The following is a 19727-nucleotide window of genomic DNA, read 5'->3' as shown; positions in this document are numbered from 1 at the left end:
TACTTCAAAATTGAAGGGCGCAGGATATTTTGTTTTATTTATCTTAATTTTTATTGCCAGTCAAACATTTTCACAAAGTGTAGAAAAAATCACTCGGGGTTTGGTTCGCTAAGTTCCGAACTGGAAAAAGGAATCGACACACCCAGTAATGTTAATTTGATTTATCAACTTGAATTGTTTCCTGGGCAAATATTTAAAGGGAACTATTACTATTGGTCAGATGGTGGAACAAAGACTGCAAATTTACAATTTTCAAATACCGTTCCCTGGCTTTCCATTACTCCATCAAGTTTTACATCAAGTTCTTGCAGCGATATTGTTAGAGTAGAATTTAATTTTGTTGCTCCTCAGACGCCGGGAATTTACGATGCAGTAATTCAGGATCTAAATGGCAATTGGGATAATACAAATATTACCCTCTCAGTTACAGAAAACCCAACTTCAGCTATTGTTCAGTCATATCAGTTAAACCAAGGACAGACGATTTCAAAAATTGACACATTATATTGGAATGGTTTTGGAAATTTCAGCTGTCTGAATAATTATGTGCCAGGTAGTACAAGACTCTATAGCTTTGCAGAAAAAGACTCAGTTTCCTGGTTTAGTATTACACCTTCGAATTTAACACTTCCTCTTTCAGGAGTAGGTACTATTGAATCGACAATTTTAGGAACAACTGCAGGTAGTGATCACGTTTATATTATTGAGGAAGCAGAGTATGCAAGTCTTTGTTTCTTTTTTCGTGTTAATGTAAATGTTATTACTGATGTTGAAGAAAGTTATATAACAGATATTCCTTTAGATTATTCTTTAAAACAGAATTATCCAAATCCATTTAATCCATCTACAAAAATCAGTTGGCAGTCACCAGTCAGCAGTCATCAAACATTAAAGATCTATGTAGTAGGTAATGAAGTTGCAATATTAGTCAATGAGTATAGAGAAGCAGGAAGGTATGAAGTAACATTTGATGCTTCTAAGCTTACTACTGGAATTTATTTTTATAAAATGCAAGCTGGTGATTTTGTTGAAACTAAGAAGATGATTTTAATGAAGTAAACCAGGCAGTGAACAAAACTGTCCCAATTATAAAAATATTTTATAGACTATAGTAAAAACACATTACGAATAAAAAACAATTTTAATTATTACCAGATAGGACGCAAAATGAATAAATGGCTTTTTACTCTTTCTATTCTATTGTTAGCAACAGCAATAAAACCACAGGTTACAGAAGAGTGGGTTGCAAGATATAACGGACCAGGAGACTTAAATGATATTTCAACAGACTTAGCAGTTGATAGTGAAGGTAATACATATGTTACCGGGCGTAGTTTTGGAGGCTCAACAAGCTGGGATTATGCTACAATTAAATACGATTCTGCTGGAGTTGAACAGTGGGTGCAAAGATATAATGGAACAGCAAATGGGTTTGATGAGGCAACGTCTATAATAATAGATAATGAAGACAATGTGTATGTAACAGGTAATATTTTTGGAGGCGGAACAAGAAATGATTACGCCACCATTAAATATAATTCTGATGGTGTTCAGGAGTGGGTTAAAATATATAATAGCCCAGGAAATGGAGATGACAGAGCAAAATCAATTGCGGTTGATAATGATGGTAATATATATGTTACAGGTTACAGTTTTGGAAATGTATCAATGATATTACGACTATGCTACAATCAAATATAGTTCAAGGGGTGTTGAACAGTGGGTTCAAACATACAATGGGAATGGATTGGATAATAGCTATGATGAAGCTGTTGCAATTGTATGTGATAATGTAGGTAATGTGTATGTAACTGGCGTAAGTTACCGCGATAATAATGGTTATGAGTATGCTACAATTAAATATAATTCTGCTGGTATCGAGCAGTGGGTGCAGAGATATAACGACTTGAATCATAGTTCCAGTTATGCAAGTTCCATAGCAGTTGATAATGAAGGTAATGTTTATGTTACGGGGAATATTATTAGTGATAGTTAGAAGGGAAACGTGTATGATTATGCAATAGAAGTATAATTCTTCAGGGTTGAGCAGTGGGTTCAAAAATAAGATGTAATGGAAAGAATTTTGATTGATATAGCAACATCCATGGCGGTTGATGATGAGGCTAATGTTTATGTTACAGGGCAAGTTATGGTGAAACCATTAGTGACTATGCAACAGTTAAATATAATTCTGATGGTGTTGAGCAATGGGTTGCAAAGATATAATGGAATTGGAAATAGAGATGACAAAGCAAACTCAATCGCCATAGACAATAGTGGGAATATCTATGTAACGGGGGTTAGCTATGAAAACGGAACTGCAAATAACTATGCAACAGTTAAGTATAATTCTGCTGGTGTAGAACAGTGGGTTGAAATATATGACGGAACGGGAAGTAATGATGATTATGGTACTGCAGTAAAGGTTGATAATTTAGGTAATGTATATGTTACTGGCTTTAGCGTTGGAATACCAATAACCTCTGGATATGACTATGCAACAATAAAATATTCCCAAACACCACTTCTTAAAATCACAAAACCAACTCCATTCAGTAAATTTATTTCAGGTGAAACCGATACAATCAAGTGGGTTGATGCAGGATGGAATGCTGTAAATATTAAATGCAAAACCAATTTTGAAACTCCAATTGAATCAGAAATAATAATTGCTCAAGGTATTCCAAATGTAAATTCTAAATTTGTTTGGAATGTGCCGGATACAATTCTTTCTTTCAGATCAAAAATAATAATTGAAAATGCTGATAACCCGACAGAAAAAATTGAAAGCGATATTTTCAGAATTAAACCCTATGTGCTAACAAGATTGAATGCTGATTCAACTTATTATGAGTACAGAAAAAACAGAGACCAGTGGGGATTTAGCAATACACGAGCAGATGTGTGGGATTCACTCTGGTATAGTCAGTTTGATTATCAGGGAATAGATCCATTTACTAATCAACAATATTCTCAGATACAAGGAGATTCTGTTTTTTTTAAAAGGCCTAGCTATGCACATATGGATTGGATCTCCTGGGTAAATACTTTTACCTTAAATGCTTGTTATTTTTCTGTGGCAAACGGATGGTATAAACCAACGGCAACATTAAAATGGTGGATTGAATCATTCCCAGGAAAATGGAATGGTTCCTGTTTTGGTATCGCTGTGGCCAATGCACTGGCATTTAGTCACAGAGAACAATTTCAAATTAAATATCTAAATTTTCCGACAATCACTAATCCTATCACGGTCGTTTCTAATGCTGGTGTAAAAAGAGTAATAAACGAGCTATTTACTCATCAAACGGGTAATCCTCACCTAGCATTAAGAACCCTTATTGGTCTAAATAAAACTCCAAATGAAACTTTAAATGATCTAAAAGAAATGCTGTCTCAGGACAATGCCGAAATTAGAACACTAAGCTTCAATAACAATGGTCCAGGTGGTGGCGGTCACGCAGTTTTAGCTTATGGATTAAAACATGATCCAACTGTTGATGGACTATATTATGTTCAGATATATGATAATTCAAATCCAAATTCGAATAATCATATCCAGCTTAATTCTTTAGTTGGAAATGGTTTTTGGGCAGCTCCAGACTGGCCAGGATGGGGCGGAAATAAATGGTTTTATCTTAGAAACCCAACAGAGCAATACTTAGTAAATCCAACATTTGCAAAAGGTGTTGCTCAACAATCACCATTTATTCTTGATCAGGATGTATTAGAAATAAATAATACGACTTCTGCTTCAATTCAAATTCAGGATAACGTAGGGAACCAGACAGGATTTATTAATAATTTAATTCAATTAGATATTCCTGGTTCAGCACCATTTGTTTTTGACAATGGAAGCGAAACACCTCCGTATGGTTATACACTTCCAGCAGATAATTACTCTATTGTATTGAATGAGTTTATTGAGGACACAGTTGCAACATTTTTCTTTACAGGTAATAAATCATTTTTGTACGAAAGAAACGGAGCAGATCAAACAGAAACAGATAGATTATTTTTTGATGGCGGAGTTTCAGTTGCAAATCCAGATGCACAAACAAAAACAGTTAAACTGCTAAATCTAATTAATGAAACCACGCAGGAAAAATTATTTGTTGCACGCTCATTAGAACTTGCACAGAACGATTCAGTTAAAATTGAAAACCCGGATAGCAATAAAATTAAATTAATATCTTATGGATCAGCTAAAGATTATGATATTGAACTAAACTATGTAACTGAAAACGAATTCGGAAGGTTTGGTGATTTTAATATTCCTATGTCTGCAAATTCATCACACACATTTGTTCCAAATTGGACAGAGTTAACAAATAGTGAGCTTCAAGTACTTGTTGATATCGGTAACGATGGAACCATAGATGATACATTGTATTTAAGTAATCAGGTTACAGGTACCGCTGATGATCAAGGCTCACTGTTTACACCAGATAGCTACAATCTTGCACAAAACTATCCAAATCCATTTAATCCATCTACAAAAATAAGTTGGCAGTCTCCGGTTGGCAGTCATCAAACATTAAAGATCTATGATATACTTGGAAATGAAGTTGCAACATTAATCAATGAGTATAGAGAAGCAGGAAGGTATGAAGTAACATTTGATGCTTCTAAGCTTGCAAGCGGAATGTATTTGTACAGATTGCAGGCAGGAAGCTTTGTTGAGACTAAAAAAATGCTGCTTTTAAAATAACATCTTAGGATATAATTATGAAAACCTTACTATCAATAATCTTTTTTGCAGGACTAACAACCGGAATTTTTTCACAGCCACTAAGTGGTAATTACACCATAGGCGGCACATCATCAAATTTTGATTCTTTGAGTCATGTTGTAAATGCATTAGTTAATGGCGGCGTTTCGGGCGCAGTAGTTTTTAATATCCGTCCTGGAACCTACGAAGAGCAAGTAATAATACCAGAAATTTCTGGTGCGAGCAGTTCTAATACAATTACATTTCAATCTGAAACAGGAATTGCTGAAGATGTTATCTGGCAGTTTGAAAATCCGGACTGGATTAATTTTAATTATGTAATCCGAATAGATGCCGCAGATTATCTTCGGTTCAAAATATTACCTTTAATGCCAACTTAGCTAATGTGACTGATGGGAAAGGCAATGTGCTGGCATTCAATATTGGTTTATGTGAGGATATAAGAATTGAGAATAACATTTTTTTAAGTATTCCCAATCAGTCAGAAAGTTCGGGTGTTATTGATGTTTATAAAACATCTTCGCCACCTAGTTTGAAAAATATTGTTATTACCGGAAACCGCTTTAATGGTTTTGGTAATGGAATTAAATTTTTATCCATAACCGGCAGTACAAATAATTCGGGCTTTGAAATCAGTAATAATACCTTTGAGTCAAATCCAGGTCATCGTGCTATAATTATTAGTTCCTTCGATTCTCCTCGAATTGAAAACAATGAAATTAATATTCCTTTGGCTGAGACTGGAATTCGTCTCGATTATTGCACCGGGCAGGTGGAGGTAAGTAACAATAAAATATTGGTAAAGTACTACGGCATAGTTTTACTTGATACTTATCAAAGCACTCCTGTTGGTGGTGTTGTCGCAAATAATATGGTAATGGTAAACACTGTTAGTACAGGAAGTGGTATAAGATTAGGTGTTTATGCTAATGGACTTATTGTTGCCCACAATACTATTGTAGCAAACGGGACACAAAACAATGGGGCTGCTCTAAGATTTGATCCTCCGGGTTCATTTACTCCTAATAGTGATCTTTCTCTTATCAATAACTTTTTTATTCATACGGGTCCTGGAAAAGCAGTAATTGTTCCGAATCCCTCAAAGTCTATAAGTATGATGGATTACAATATCCTTTTTACTAATGGTAGTGTTTTGGCTAATTGGAATGGAGTAGAATATAGCGCGCTTACCGATTTGCAAGACGCAAGTAATATGAACTTAAATTCATTTAGCAAAATGCCCGACTTCAAAAACCCGAATGAAGATCTGCATTTGATTGCTTGTTCTATTGGTGATGATGAATTGAAAGGAATACCGGTTGCGGGAGTAACAACTGATTTTGATGGACAGATCCGCGATGCTATTTCTCCGTATCGAGGTGCTGATGAAACTTACGGTTCTCCTCCTCATTTGTTTAGCAATAGAATTGCTGTAGGATTAAGTGATAACCCTATTAATTTTGCGGCAGGTGATCTTGATGGTGATGGCGATTCAGATATTGCAGTAGTTCTTGGTGGCTCAACGAATCTTGTTTCTGTCCATTGGAATAACAACGGTAACTTCTCATCAACAACCGAGTTTGAATTTGGGCTAAGCCCAACTGTTGTTAAAATAGCTGATCTGGATGCGGATAATAAGAATGATCTAATATGTTTGTCAGATACGATTTTTGTCCGATATGGTGAAGGCGGCGGCAATTTCACAGCGCCAGTGAAAATGCCAATGGTTGGTGTTAACTATAGCCCACCTCCGGCAACCGATTTTGACATTGCTGATATTGATGATGACGGTAATCTCGATATTGTTCAATCTCATCTGGGAATTGTCGGAGTTCAAACCGGTCATATTTCAATGTACTTTGGTTCAGGTAACAGAAATTTTATGTTATATGAACCCTCACAGCCCACTGGCCTCGATCATCCAGCAACAATCCAGCTTTCTGATATGAACAATGACAACAAGCTTGATTTGATAGTTGAAGATTTTGTGAATGAAGAGATTGGTGTTTACGAAAACATCCTGCCGGATATAAATGTATTTATAAATGCAGTTGTCTATAATACGAATCACGGCGGCTCGGGTCCCCTACACGCAAACTTAGATGTTTATGATTTTGATGGAGATAACTATAACGATATTATGCTGGGTAAATGGAACACTATTTTTGCTGCTGATACTCTTGTTTTATTAGACAATGATGGCAGCACTCCCTTTCTGGAAAGCATGCGGGGAATAAAGACAGATGATTTCAGAAGTTCGATTACTTTCACCTCAATGGATTATGATCTGGATGGCGATGTTGACATTCTTTATGCTACAACAAGCAAAGAAATTTCGATTTTATTGAATGATGGTTTGGGTAACTTTGAGTCTATAGTTGCCTGTAATCCCGTTGGTGGAAATACATTCAGTGGTGATGCGCTTACGATCCTGCACAGAAATTTAAATAATGATAACCTTCCTGATATTGCGGTACTAACTCAAAGCGATAGTTTTTACATCTATCTTAATGCTGGCTGGATACCTACCGGTATTCACCAATCAGAAGAAGAAATATTATCAGTAAGAGATTATGATTTGTCGCAAAACTATCCAAATCCGTTTAATCCTTCTACAACAATTGAGTTTTCAATTGCTCAATCGGTGTGAATAAATCTTGCTGTTTATAATATTCTTGGCGAACAGGTTAAAACATTAATTAACCAGGAGATGCCTGCAGGAAATCATACGGTTCAATTCAAAGCAAGCAACCTTGCAAGCGGAATGTATTTGTACAGATTGCAGACAGGAAGCTTTGTTGAAACTAAGAAGATGATATTAATTAAATAACTATAAATCCAGTACGTTAAAATGATATTTAAATAATTTAAAAAGGATAACTATGAAAAATCTTCTAATGCTAATACCAATTATATATGCATTTACATTTCAGAGCCTTGCACAGCAAAAGATACTAGTTCCATATTCTTCTGAGAGTATTATCGAGTTAGAATTAGCATCAAAAATTACTAGCAGTGAAGTGTTTGAACAATTAAAAGAAAAAAAAATATTTAAAGCAATTAAATCCTGAAGTTGCAGATGAAAAATTAGATTACATTCTATTAACAATTTACTTCAGCGAAAAGCCATCTGTTGATAAAATGCTTAATCTTGAAAACGCAGGTGCAGAACTCTTCCCTGAATCCTGGATTCCTCCATTGGAAAATCATCCTTATGGTTTTATGATTGCTAAGGTTCCGGTTGATAAAGTAAATATATTATTAAGCGAAAATTTTGTTATAAAAGTAGGTTCAGCAGAAACTATGCTTGAACCAAACAATAATCAGGCAACTACTTCCATTAAAGCAGATTTAGTTTGGAATGCCGGTTTTACAGGTACCGGTGTAAAAATAGCTGTTCTTGATTCGGGTTTGGATACAAATCCTTTAAATCCTGATTTACCAAGTACAATCGAAAAAAGGGATTACTCTAACTATCCTACTTCTATTGATAGTATAGTTGAAAATACCGTTAGCGGACATGGAACTCATGTAACAGGATCTGTTTTAGGACGCGGAACTCTTTCCTTAGCAAATACTATTAATGGTGGTGGTTCATATAAAGGTAGTGCGCCAAATGCTGATTTAGTTTTCTTAAAAATTGGAAGCGATGCTAATAGTAGTGCAACCAGCGCAGCTATCATTAGTGCAATTCAATCTGCGGTAGATACGTTTGATGCTGATATAATTACAATGAGTTATGGTGGATGGTATGCGCATCACGATGGTTCATCGGCAGAAGAGCAGACAGTAGATTGGGCTTATTCGCAAGGTGTTCCGGTTTTTATGTCTGCAGGAAATGAAGCTAATAATGGAAGACATTATTCAGGAACAGTAAGTGCAAATAGTGAAACAGATTTTATCAGAGTAAATGTTACCAATGCAGGTATAAATAATACAGCACTCTTTTTTAACTTAGTCTGGAGTGATGGAGCAGCAAGGAATAATCTAACGCTGAATTATTATAATTCAAGTTTTGCACCATTAGGAAGCATAACAACAGAACCCACGACAGAAAGTTTCCGGGGAACTGAGTCTCAATTTTCAAATTATGGATTTTATGTACTTTCCGGTAACAGCACTTATTATCTAAAAGTTGTAAACACGTCAAATGTTGATCAACCATTTCATATTTATGATAGATGGGGAGCCAGGGTATCATTTCAAACACCGGATCCATTTTATACTATCGGTCAGCCGGCTTCAGCAGATAATTGCATTGCTGTTGGTGCATACACATCCAGCAGTAGTTGGACAAATTATATTGGCAGTAATATAAGCTACTCGATTGTTGGCTCGTTAAATGATATTGCTTATTTCTCAAGTCGTGGACCACGAATTGACGGTTTATTAAAGCCGAATATAACTGCTCCCGGCTCAGCAATAATTTCTATCCGTGATAGAGATGTATTATTTACACCAAATAACTTTTGGGTTGATAATGATGGAGTTGTGGGCGGTGATGCGAATTATTATGTAATGCAAGGTACTAGTATGGCTACACCAATAGCTGCTGGAGCAGTTGCTCTGCTTCTTCAAAAATTTCCAGGTGCAACTCCGCTTCAGATTTACAACGCAATTCAGGATAATTCTTTTACTGATTCATTCACCGGTTCTGTTCCAAATAACACCTGGGGTTATGGTAAACTAGATATTAATGCAGCAAGTAGCGAGAGTGAACTTCCAGTTGAATTAACTTCTTTCTCAGCCAAATCAATCGGATCATTAGTTAAACTTAGCTGGAGTACTTCAACTGAAATAAATAATTATGGATTTGAAGTAGAACGCTTTGCGCTAAGCGCTGAGCGCCAAGCGTGGGAAAAGATTGGCTTTGTTGAAGGAAATGGGAACAGTAATTCAACAAAGAATTATTCTTTTGAAGATATGAATCTGGTTGCTGATAAATATTTATACCGATTAAAACAAATAGATAATGATGGACAATATGAATATTCAGAAGTAATTGAAATTGATTTAGGTTCGCCAACCAAATATGAGTTAACACAAAACTATCCAAATCCATTTAATCCAAGTACAAAAATCAGTTGGCAGTCACCAGTTGCCGGTATTCAAACATTAAAAGTATACGATGTACTAGGTACTGAAGTTGCAACTTTGGTTGATGAATATAGGGAAGCAGGAAGGTATGAAATTGAATTTAAGTCTTCAGTCGACAATCTTCAATTAGCAAGTGGAATATATTTTTACAAAATAACAGCTGGTTCGTTTGTTGACACTAAGAAGATGATTTTAATAAAATAGTAGGGTAAAAGCTGGTTGGGAGTTTACCTCCCAGCCAACATTTTAACACAGTACTGGTAAGTAAATAGCTCTTTATTGCTGGAAAAGAAAGTTCTAAGTGATTTTAGTTTGCGGAGCCAAAAAAAAGTCCTGATTTATCGGGACTTTTTTATTTTAAATTCCCCTGAACAAAATTTTGAGCTACGTATTCCAGTTATTATCCATTAAAAAAGTATTTCCTAGATCTGATCAGTTTATGTATATTTCTTACAATTATGTTAAAATCTCGTACAACTTTATACATAATAATAGTAATTATAACTGGGTTTTATTTTCAAACAGAAATTTTCCCCCAATCAATTACTTTTAATCATCTTACTGTTGAAGACGGTCTGTCCAACAACGATGTAAATACTCTCATTCAGGATCGAACCGGGTTTATTTGGTTTGGTACAGATGATGGATTAAACAGATACGACGGATACAATTTCAAAGTCTTCCGGAATATCCCAAATGATTCTACAAGTTTATCTGACAATTCGATTTGGGCCTTGATGGAGGATAGCAGGGGAACTATTTGGATTGGAACTAAAGATGGTATTCTAAATCAATTTGATCTGGTAACAGAAAAATTTTCTAGATGGGTTTTCAAGAATAAAAATGGAACTACGAGCAGCATCACTGCTCTATTTGAAGATGATGAAAAAATATTTGGATTGGTACAAGAAGCAGGGGTGTAATTAAGTTAAATCCGAATACAAGAAAAATTGAAACCTGGAATAGAGATGATAAAACTCCTTATGGTCTCTCATCCCAAAGTATAAGATCAATAACCCAGGATAATTCTGGCAGAATAATTATTGGGACTTACTATGGACTTAATAAACTTGATCCAAATATTTCGAAGAAAGAAATTAAAAAATTTTATAGTAGTAAAAATAATCCTAACACTCTTAGTAATAGTCAAATTTATAATCTTACAAACTCATCACTTTATCCTAATGTAATCTGGATAGGAACACCGGATGGATTAACAAGATATGATACTGATACAGATTCATTCTTCAGGATAAAAATACCCAACCCGAGCAATTTACAATTTGGAAATGGCGCTAGTACTGTGGTTGAGGACATTTATGATGAAGCAGAGATTCTTTGGATAGACACATATAGTGGTTTAGTACGATTTAATCTAAATACGGGTGAAGCCCACCGCTTTCTGAATGAAAAAAATAATCCTCATAGTTTAATTCATAATCAAATAAATAAAATTATGATGGATAAATCTGGAGTAATTTGGATAGCCACAGAAAATGGTATTAGTTTTTATTCAAGTAAAAGTAATAAGTTTAACTCTTACTTTAATAATACTTATCAAGACCTTCTGCAAAAAATCAATAATAAAGAAAACCTTCAAGCTATTAGTCAAAGTAAAGCAGGAATAATCTGGCTGGGATTTGCTGATGGGCTGGTTTCTGTCGATATCTCTAAAAATAAAATAGACTTAAAAACTTTTTCTGAATTAAGTAAAGCTAATATATGGAGCATTTCCTCAAACGATAGTCAGCGAATTTGGATAGGTACTTTTGGGCAAGGATTAAAAGAACTAAACCCAAAGACAGGAAATATAAAAGAATGGCTGTTGTATAATAATAATTATAAAGTTGATGTTGTATTATTTGTAAAATATCTTCTTGAAGATAGTAAAAACAATCTCTGGATTGGATATTGGGGTTCGTCGTTAGGCACAATTCAGTTATCCTCTGGCAAATCCTATGTATGGTATAAAGAGCCCGGGAATGAGCAGTCAATTAGCCACAGTGATGTTTGGACAATTAAGGAAGACAGATTAGGCAGAATATGGGTAGGAACTTTAGGCGGGGGAATAAACTTATTCAATAAAATAGATAGTAGTTTTATTCACTTTAAATTTAATACACTCGATGAGTCTTCATTAACTAGTAATAATATTTATTCAATTTGTGAATCAAAAAAAGGGCAACTAAATAGTAAAAGTGATACAGTCTTACTATGGATTGGTACAAGTAATGGATTAAATCGAGTTTTAGTTAAAAACAAAAAAAATGATTTATATGACGTGGATATAAAAGTAAAATCATTTACAACTAAAGATGGTTTAGGAAATAACTCAGTAAATAGCATAGTTGAAGATGATAACGGCAATCTTTGGATAGGTACTGGTTCAGGAATAACTTTCTTTGATATTAAAAATAATAGATTTTCGAATTTTACTGAGTCCGATGGTTTAAATGGGATTAAAATGAATTATGAATCTGCAATGCAAATGGAAAATGGATTAATGCTGTTTGGAAGTACAAAAGGACTTAACATTTTTGATCCTGCTGAAATTGAACTTTCAAAATTTAAACCTCAGGTAGTATTTACAGATTTTCAAATATTCAATCAATCAATTGAAATTGATGAAAAGTCAGTCTTAAAAGAAAGTATCAGCAAGTCAAAACTTATTAATCTTCCTTATGATAAAAATGTATTCTCTTTTCAATTTGCGGCTCTTGACTATAATTCACCTGGATCTATTAAGTACTCTTACAAAATGGATGGCTTTGATAAAGATTGGATAGAAAGTGGATCGAGAAGGTTTGCGACCTACACAAACTTAGATCCCGGTACATATAAATTTATAGTAAAAGCTACGAATGCTGATGGAGTTTGGAATGAAAATTATGCTTCTATAAAAATTATTATAAGTCCTCCCTGGTGGCGCACTCCCTGGGCATATGGCCTATACATTATTCTTATTGGTCTGGGTCTATTAATAATCAGACGTATTGAATTGAACAGGACAAAATTGCGCAATGAATTAAAGATTATAGAATTTGAAGCTAATAAGAAAACAGAGCTGGAAAAAATAAAATCAAGATTCTTTGCAAATCTTTCCCACGAATTTAGAACTCCTTTAATGTTGATTAAAGGTCCGCTCGAGCAAATAAAAAATGGAAATGGAAATGGGAACTCCGATAATAAATTTGCTGAAAGCATAAATATAATTGAACGAAACAGTGAAAAGTTGAAAGAGCTTATTGATCAGCTTCTTGAATTATCACAACTAGAAAATGCTGCCATACCAATAAAAGCAAAGAAAGAAAATATATTTGTTATTCTAAAGGGACTTGTTGCTTCTTTTAATTCTTTAGGTGAACAGAAGAATATAAAATTAGATTTTACAAGTAATTTGGATTCAGCTTTTATTTGGATTGACAGAGATAAATTTGAAAAAGTGATTATCAATCTGCTTTCCAATGCGTTTAAGTTTACACCCGAAGGTGGTATTGTACAGGTAACTTTAAAGCATTCAACTATTAATGAAAAAGAATTTGCTGAAATAATAATTTCCGACAGCGGAATAGGAATAGCAAAACAAAAGCTAGACAAAATATTTGATCGATTTTATCAGGTTGATGATTCAACTCAAAGGTCATATGGCGGTTCAGGCATTGGGCTGGCCTTAGTTAAAGAATTTGTTCAACTTCATAAATGGTCAATATCAGTTGAGAATGAAGAGGGTAATGGTGCCCAATTTACTTTAAAAATTCCAATGTGGGATGATTATTTAAATGATGATGATAAAATTTTATCTGAAGTAAGCAGTGCTAAACTGGATAATGAAAATTACCTATTAAAAAATAATTCGAAAGTAAATGATCTTAGTGAAGTAACAGAAACTAAATTTTCTGGTACTAATAAGCAATCAATATTAATTGTTGATGATTCTGATGATGTTAGAAAATATTTATCAAGTCTTCTGAAAGACAATTACGATATTTCTGAATCTACGAATGGTGAAGAAGGTATTAAATCTGCCTCAGAAATTTTACCAGATTTAATTATAAGCGATGTTATGATGCCGTCTATGGATGGATTTGAATTCTGCGAAAAAATAAAATCAAATTGGCAGACAAGCGATATACCTGTAATACTTCTTACTGCTAAAGCATCATTTGAAAGCAGGTTGGAAGGATTGGAAATGGGAGCTGATGATTATCTAACTAAACCCTTTGATACCAGAGAATTATTTATCCGGATAAAAAATCTTCTTGAACAAAGAAGGCGCGTAAGAGAAAAATATAGTGGCGATTTAAATTTAATTCCGGATGCAAAACAGTTAAATACTTCAGACAATGATTTTATCAAAAAAGCCGTTGATTTAATAAATAAAAACTTAGACAACGTTGATTTTAACACAGACAAATTGGCAAAAGAATTATTTATGAGCCGTACTCAGCTCCATAGAAAATTTCTATCAATAACAGAGCAAGCACCCGGTGAATTTATAAGAACAATAAAGCTTAATCGAGCTGCCAAATTACTGGTAGAAAAAAACTTATCCGTAACGCAAATTGCCTTTGAAGTAGGATTTTCAAGTCCGGCTCAATTTACAAGAGCATTTACTAAACAGTTTAACTGCGTTCCCTCAGAATATTCCCAAGCTCCCAAAAGTTAAAATAAACTCCAAATTCCTATCTTTTTACGTTTTGTTACAAAACAGCAACATCCTGTAACAAAATAGATAGCGCACCTCTTTTGAAAATTCTACCTTTGCCATCAATAATAAATTCAAACAAAAAATCCGCACTTATTTGAAAAAGAGAAGAAAAATGGAAAGAACCATTGAGGAAATTAAAAGAAGTGAGAAATCATTTACTGTGTCCATAATCTTTGTCTCAATAATAATCGGGGTATTAGCAACTTTACTTCTAACAGGTGCTTTTGAGTTAGTTGAATAAAAAATCTAAAAATCAATTTAAGGAGTAATTAATGAGATCACCATTAATATTCATTTCAATTTTTATTGTATTCTCTTTTTCATCATATGCGTTAGTTCAATTTGATTTGAAAAAGAAAATATTAAAAAAAGCTGATAATGAACTAAACAAAACTACGGATAAAGCAATTGATGATTCCTTTGATGCAATTAAAAATGCCGGTAGTGATGACGGAGATTCCAATAATTCAACTAAAAATAAAAATTCTACTCAAACAGAGAAATCAATTGATGAAAATAACACATCAACAGAATCACAAAGTGCAGGGAAGCAGGAAGATTTAAAGGTATATTCAAAGTTTACTTTTGTGCCTGGCAGTAAAACCATTTTCTTTGATGATTTTTCAGAGTATGAAGTTGGTGATTTTCCTGAAAGCTGGGGAACAAATGGAAGCGGTGAAATAGTTTCAACAAATTTATATGATGGCAATTGGTTTTCACTGGTACGCCGTTCTGGTTACCTTCCAAACATTAAGGGTCCATTACCCGAGCAATACACAATTGAATTTGATCTTGTAACCGATGGATATAAAAAAGGCGGATCGAATAGCTGGCTTAGTTTAGCGTTTATTCCTAAAGCAAAATTTACTAAAGGGACTGCCGGATCTTATGCCGAATTGAAAATGCTTTTAAGGGAGCCCGGAAAAGAAAGTCTTGAAGTATCAAACTTTGGATCTGAAGCGGCAAATAGAGTAAGTGCAAGGATTGATCATAAATATTCAGATAAACTGAATGGCAAAATTCACTTCTCATTAGCTGTTAAAAAACAGCGTCTTCAAATCTGGATGGATGAAGAAAAGATTGTTGATTCACCAAGCCTGCTTCAGGGGAAATTGAATAATTATTTCATAATTGAAGTTATGGATGTTAATCCTGATAAGGGGCAAAGAGTGATGATCTCGAATTTTCGGATCGCGGAAGTTGAAGAAACTTTTGAATCACTGATGAAATCAACTGGAAAATACAGCACATCGGGAATTTATTTTGATGTAAACAAAGCTACCGTTAAAGCCCAATCAATGGGATTATTAAAACAGATTGGGGAGGCGTTAAAAAAACAATCTGAGATTAAAATAAAAATTATTGGACACACTGATTCACAGGGTGATGATAAATCAAATCAAACCCTTTCTGAAAAGCGTGCTGAATCTGTTAAAAAAATACTAAATGAACAATTTGGAATTAGTAACAATAGAATGATTACAGAAGGTAAAGGGGAATCAGAGGCTATTGATGATAATAATACTTTAAACGGCAGAGCAAACAACCGAAGAGTTGAATTTATAAAACAGTAAAAAAGGGCAAAATATGAAAGCAATATTAATAATAATTTTTTCGATCACAATTATTTTTTCAATTAGCTTAAAAGCACAAAACATAGATTTGAAATGGCTAGATATTTATGAAGGCAATAATATTAATGGTTATCCTGAAGTGGAAATACAGGATATGTTAAGAAGTAGTGCTGGCGATATTTATGTTACTGGATACCAAAGGAACGAAATTAACATTAGTCTTGACTATGTAACTATAAAATACAACTCAGATGGTGAAAGACAGTGGATTAAGACCTTTGATGGCCCAATTGGCGGAGGTGATGTTCCCTCAGCAATTGCACTAGATAACTTTGGTAATTTATACATTGCTGGTTATGCCGATTGGTCAGGAGGGTTTAATAATAGAGATATAACAGTAATTAAATATAGTAATAATGGAGATGAACTATGGGTTAGAAATTTTGATGGTCCTGGCGGGTCATCGGATTTTGTCTCTGACATTGAATTGGATAATTCGAATAACATTCTCATAACTGGCAGTTCTAATTCCATTAGTTCAACAGATTTTGTCACCTTAAAATATAACTCCTCCGGAGATTTTCTATGGTCTAAATTTTATAATGGTACTGGAAATGCGGGTGATAACGCATATGAAATTGAATTAGATAATGACGATAATATTTATATTACAGGATCAAGCTTTGGTGTTGGAACGGGAAGGGACATCGTTACAATAAAATATAATCCTAATGGTGATGAGGTATGGATTAAAAGATATAATAATGATTTGGCGAATGATGGAGATTCTCCTTCTGATATGGCATTAGATACATTTGGAAATATTTATGTTACAGGCAGTAGTGAAGATGTTTCGAACAATGATGATTATGTTACAATAAAATATAATTCCAATGGTGATGAAGTATGGGTTAGAAGATATAACGGCACGGGCAATGATTACGATGGAGCGAATGCTATTCTAATTGATCGATCTGGAGATATTATTATTACGGGTGAGAGCGAAGGGACATCTGAAAGTAATATTGTTACAATAAAATATGACACCGACGGAAATGAACAATGGATAAAACGTTTCAATGCTTCTGCGGCAGGAAATTTTATTAAATCTGATAATGCTGGAAATATTTATGTATGCGGTCCAGGTTCTCAATCACAGGGTGAAAATACAAAGGCACTGATAATTAAATACAATCCATCGGGTGAAGTCGAATGGTACAGTTACTGGTCAGATCAGGGCAGTTCAACTTTACCTCAGGGATTTTTACGGGATAATCGAGGCAATATTTATGTAGCTGGATCTATTTTTAGAGTTTCTCCAACTGATTATGATATTTTCACAGCGAAATTCAGTGAAGTAATTCAGACACCACCCGCATTTAGCAAAGTAATGGCAGGAGATTCTTTAACAATCCAATTTGGTGTGCCTTATTGGGGTGGCGATTCAGATATTTCATATGTTAGTAATGAGGGCACGCAGTATGAAACTTCTAATATTATTGCTTCAAATATACCTTTAGGTACTACAGAATATAATTGGCATGTACCTGCTGATTTATTGTCTTACCGAACAAAAATAATTGTTAGTAATTCATTTTCTCCATTGCAATATATTGAAAGTGATATATTTCGTGTAAAACCATATATAATAACAAAATTAGATGATACGGAAAGTTTTTATATCCCTTACGATATCACAAGGGACAGATGGAGTTTTACAAATAATAGGGATAGTTTGTGGTCTCAGAACTGGTGGCAGCAATTTGATTACCAGAATGGCTTAGATCCCTTTACTAATTCTCCTTACTTAAATACTCAATTTGACCAGGGTTATCTTATTGTTGCATTTGCTGGGGCAAAATCATCCGATTTCCCCCGACTGGGTTTCTTTAGTTAGAACATTCGTGTATTGTTATTATAGAATAGATATTCCGCCTATATATTTTCCAAAGGCATTATATTTTTGGAGAGCAAATAAGGAAAAATGGGGTGGATCCTGTTTTGGAATGGCTACTTCTAATGCACTTGCATTCCAAAAAAAGGAAGAGTTTCTTAATAAGTACCAAGAATTTCCAAACTTCGTCAACGTAGCGGATGTTAATGCTGGACCAAACGTGCTGCCGGTAATTCACGAGCTTCAAACTCATCAATATGGCAATCCTCATTATAAATTCTGGACTGGACAAAAGAAAACAAAAAAGCCGACCCAAACACTATTTGAATTGAAACAAATGTTAAGTGAAGATGTTGTAAATATTCGGACTTTATCATTTTTTAGTAATGATCCTCAAAAACCCGGTGGTCATGCAATTTTAGCCTATGGCTTGTCTCTAGATTCAGCGTCATCGGGAATTTACCATGTTAATGTGTATGATAATAGTTATCAAGGAAATAATGCACAAATAAGAGTTGATACTTATGCAAATGATTTGAACGGAACATGGGAACCATTATATGCATGGCAGGGTTGGGGGGGATCTAAATATTTTTATTTGAATAATCCCGCAGAGTTATATCTTACGACAAGACCCAGGTTTACTAGCTGGTTGGACAACTTAGCATTAAATGGAACAGAAGATACTTCAAAATGGATTTATCAGAATGATATTCCTTCAATGAAGATTACAAATAGTCAGGGACAATCCATTGGCTATTATAATGGTTTCCTTATCGAAGATATTCCCGGGGCAGAGCCAATTATTGAAATAAACGGAAGCTTAGGTCCGCCGAATGGTTATGAGTTACCACTAGACAACTACTCCATAGAAACCAATAAATTTACGAATGATACCGTGGCAGTTTACTTCTTTGGTGGACAAAAATCATTTATAATATCTAGGTTTGGAGCTGATAGTCTTGAAACAGATCAACATTATTTCGATGGCGGTGTTTCCTTCAAGAATCCTGATCTGCTAGCTAAATCAATTAGAATAGAAAATCTTATAGGAGAAGCAGGACAGGACAAAATATTTATATTAAATTCAATATCAGTACCACAAAATGATTCCGTTAAAGTTGAAAATCCAGATAATGAAAAACTTAAATTCATCTCTTACGGTTCAAACCAACAATACGATATTCAACTAAATTTTGTTTCAGAAAATGAACTTGGTTTATTCGGATATTCTGATATTGATCTGCCTGCTCATTCAGCACATACGTTTGTACCTGATTGGACAGATTTAACGAATCTTGAATTGCAAGTGCTTGTTGATATTGGCAACGATGGTACGATAGACGATACATTAACATTGTTTAATCAAGTAACAGGTTTGCAAAATCACGGTTCATTACAGCCAAATGAATTCAGGTTAGAACAGAACTATCCTAACCCATTTAATCCAAACACAAAGATTAAATACACAATTCCAAATGTCAGCCAAAGTGGAGTCGAAGGCTCTAGAGTGCAGCTAAAAGTTTATGATGTATTAGGAAATGAAGTAGCAACTCTAGTTAATGAAACAAAACCTGCAGGAACTTATGAAGTAGAATTTAACGCATCAAATCTTTCAAGCGGCGTTTATTTCTACAAACTTCAATCCGGAAGTTTTGTTGAAACCAGGAAGATGATCTTGCTAAAGTAATTTCTTAGGATGGCCTCAAGGAGTGCATAGAG

Annotated in this window: 14 protein-coding genes; all 14 read left to right on the top strand. The window is 34.3% G+C overall.

The genetic code is table 11. The features are described 5' to 3' along the window. The first annotated feature begins 156 nt into the window (after positions 1–156). The 14 genes from IPJ23_11140 (at position 157) to IPJ23_11075 (ending at position 19695) form a co-directional block, all read left to right on the top strand. On the top strand, positions 157–1059 hold the full coding sequence (locus IPJ23_11140; GenBank protein MBK7631234.1) for a T9SS type A sorting domain-containing protein: 903 nt from the start codon (positions 157–159) through the stop codon (positions 1057–1059). 108 nt (positions 1060–1167) lie between these two features. Further along, positions 1168–1701 carry an SBBP repeat-containing protein gene (locus tag IPJ23_11135; GenBank protein ID MBK7631233.1) on the top strand — a complete coding sequence of 178 codons (534 nt, stop codon included), beginning with the start codon at positions 1168–1170 and terminating at the stop codon, positions 1699–1701. A 46-nt stretch (positions 1702–1747) separates the two neighbouring features. Next, the gene (locus tag IPJ23_11130) at positions 1748–1996 is read left to right on the top strand and encodes an SBBP repeat-containing protein (GenBank protein ID MBK7631232.1); all 249 of its coding nucleotides are present in this window, start codon (positions 1748–1750) and stop codon (positions 1994–1996) included. 75 nt (positions 1997–2071) lie between these two features. Further along, complete coding sequence (locus IPJ23_11125) at positions 2072–4711, top strand: SBBP repeat-containing protein (GenBank protein MBK7631231.1); 2640 nt, start codon at positions 2072–2074, stop codon at positions 4709–4711. 17 nt (positions 4712–4728) lie between these two features. Continuing rightward, positions 4729–5112 (top strand): hypothetical protein, encoded by a 384-nt coding sequence (locus tag IPJ23_11120; GenBank protein ID MBK7631230.1) that lies wholly within the window; start codon positions 4729–4731, stop codon positions 5110–5112. 5 nt (positions 5113–5117) lie between these two features. Then, on the top strand, positions 5118–7382 hold the full coding sequence (locus tag IPJ23_11115) for a VCBS repeat-containing protein (GenBank protein ID MBK7631229.1): 2265 nt from the start codon (positions 5118–5120) through the stop codon (positions 7380–7382). Next, a complete protein-coding gene (locus IPJ23_11110) occupies positions 7383–7562 on the top strand; it encodes a T9SS type A sorting domain-containing protein (protein ID MBK7631228.1) in 180 nt (59 codons plus the stop codon). Positions 7563–7614: 52 nt separating this feature from the next. Next, a complete protein-coding gene (locus IPJ23_11105) occupies positions 7615–7803 on the top strand; it encodes a hypothetical protein (protein ID MBK7631227.1) in 189 nt (62 codons plus the stop codon). A 70-nt stretch (positions 7804–7873) separates the two neighbouring features. Further along, entirely contained in the window at positions 7874–10033 is a 2160-nt protein-coding gene (locus IPJ23_11100; protein MBK7631226.1) for a S8 family peptidase, read from the top strand. 254 nt (positions 10034–10287) lie between these two features. Continuing rightward, complete coding sequence (locus IPJ23_11095; GenBank protein ID MBK7631225.1) at positions 10288–10752, top strand: hypothetical protein; 465 nt, start codon at positions 10288–10290, stop codon at positions 10750–10752. Between the two features lie 380 nt (positions 10753–11132). Continuing rightward, positions 11133–14495, top strand: a complete 3363-nt coding sequence (locus IPJ23_11090) for a response regulator (protein MBK7631224.1) — start codon at positions 11133–11135, stop codon at positions 14493–14495. A 314-nt stretch (positions 14496–14809) separates the two neighbouring features. Beyond that, positions 14810–16111 (top strand): OmpA family protein, encoded by a 1302-nt coding sequence (locus IPJ23_11085; GenBank protein MBK7631223.1) that lies wholly within the window; start codon positions 14810–14812, stop codon positions 16109–16111. Positions 16112–16124: 13 nt separating this feature from the next. After that, on the top strand, positions 16125–18008 hold the full coding sequence (locus IPJ23_11080; GenBank protein ID MBK7631222.1) for an SBBP repeat-containing protein: 1884 nt from the start codon (positions 16125–16127) through the stop codon (positions 18006–18008). 718 nt (positions 18009–18726) lie between these two features. Further along, on the top strand, positions 18727–19695 hold the full coding sequence (locus IPJ23_11075) for a T9SS type A sorting domain-containing protein (protein MBK7631221.1): 969 nt from the start codon (positions 18727–18729) through the stop codon (positions 19693–19695). The last annotated feature ends 32 nt before the right edge of the window (positions 19696–19727 follow it).

The sequence above is a fragment of the Ignavibacteriales bacterium genome (genome assembly GCA_016709765.1).
In the GTDB taxonomy this organism is placed as follows: Bacteria; Bacteroidota; Ignavibacteria; order Ignavibacteriales; family Ignavibacteriaceae; genus IGN3.
Note: the sequence above shows the minus strand (reverse complement) of the source record. Positions and strands in the feature narration are given on the sequence as shown.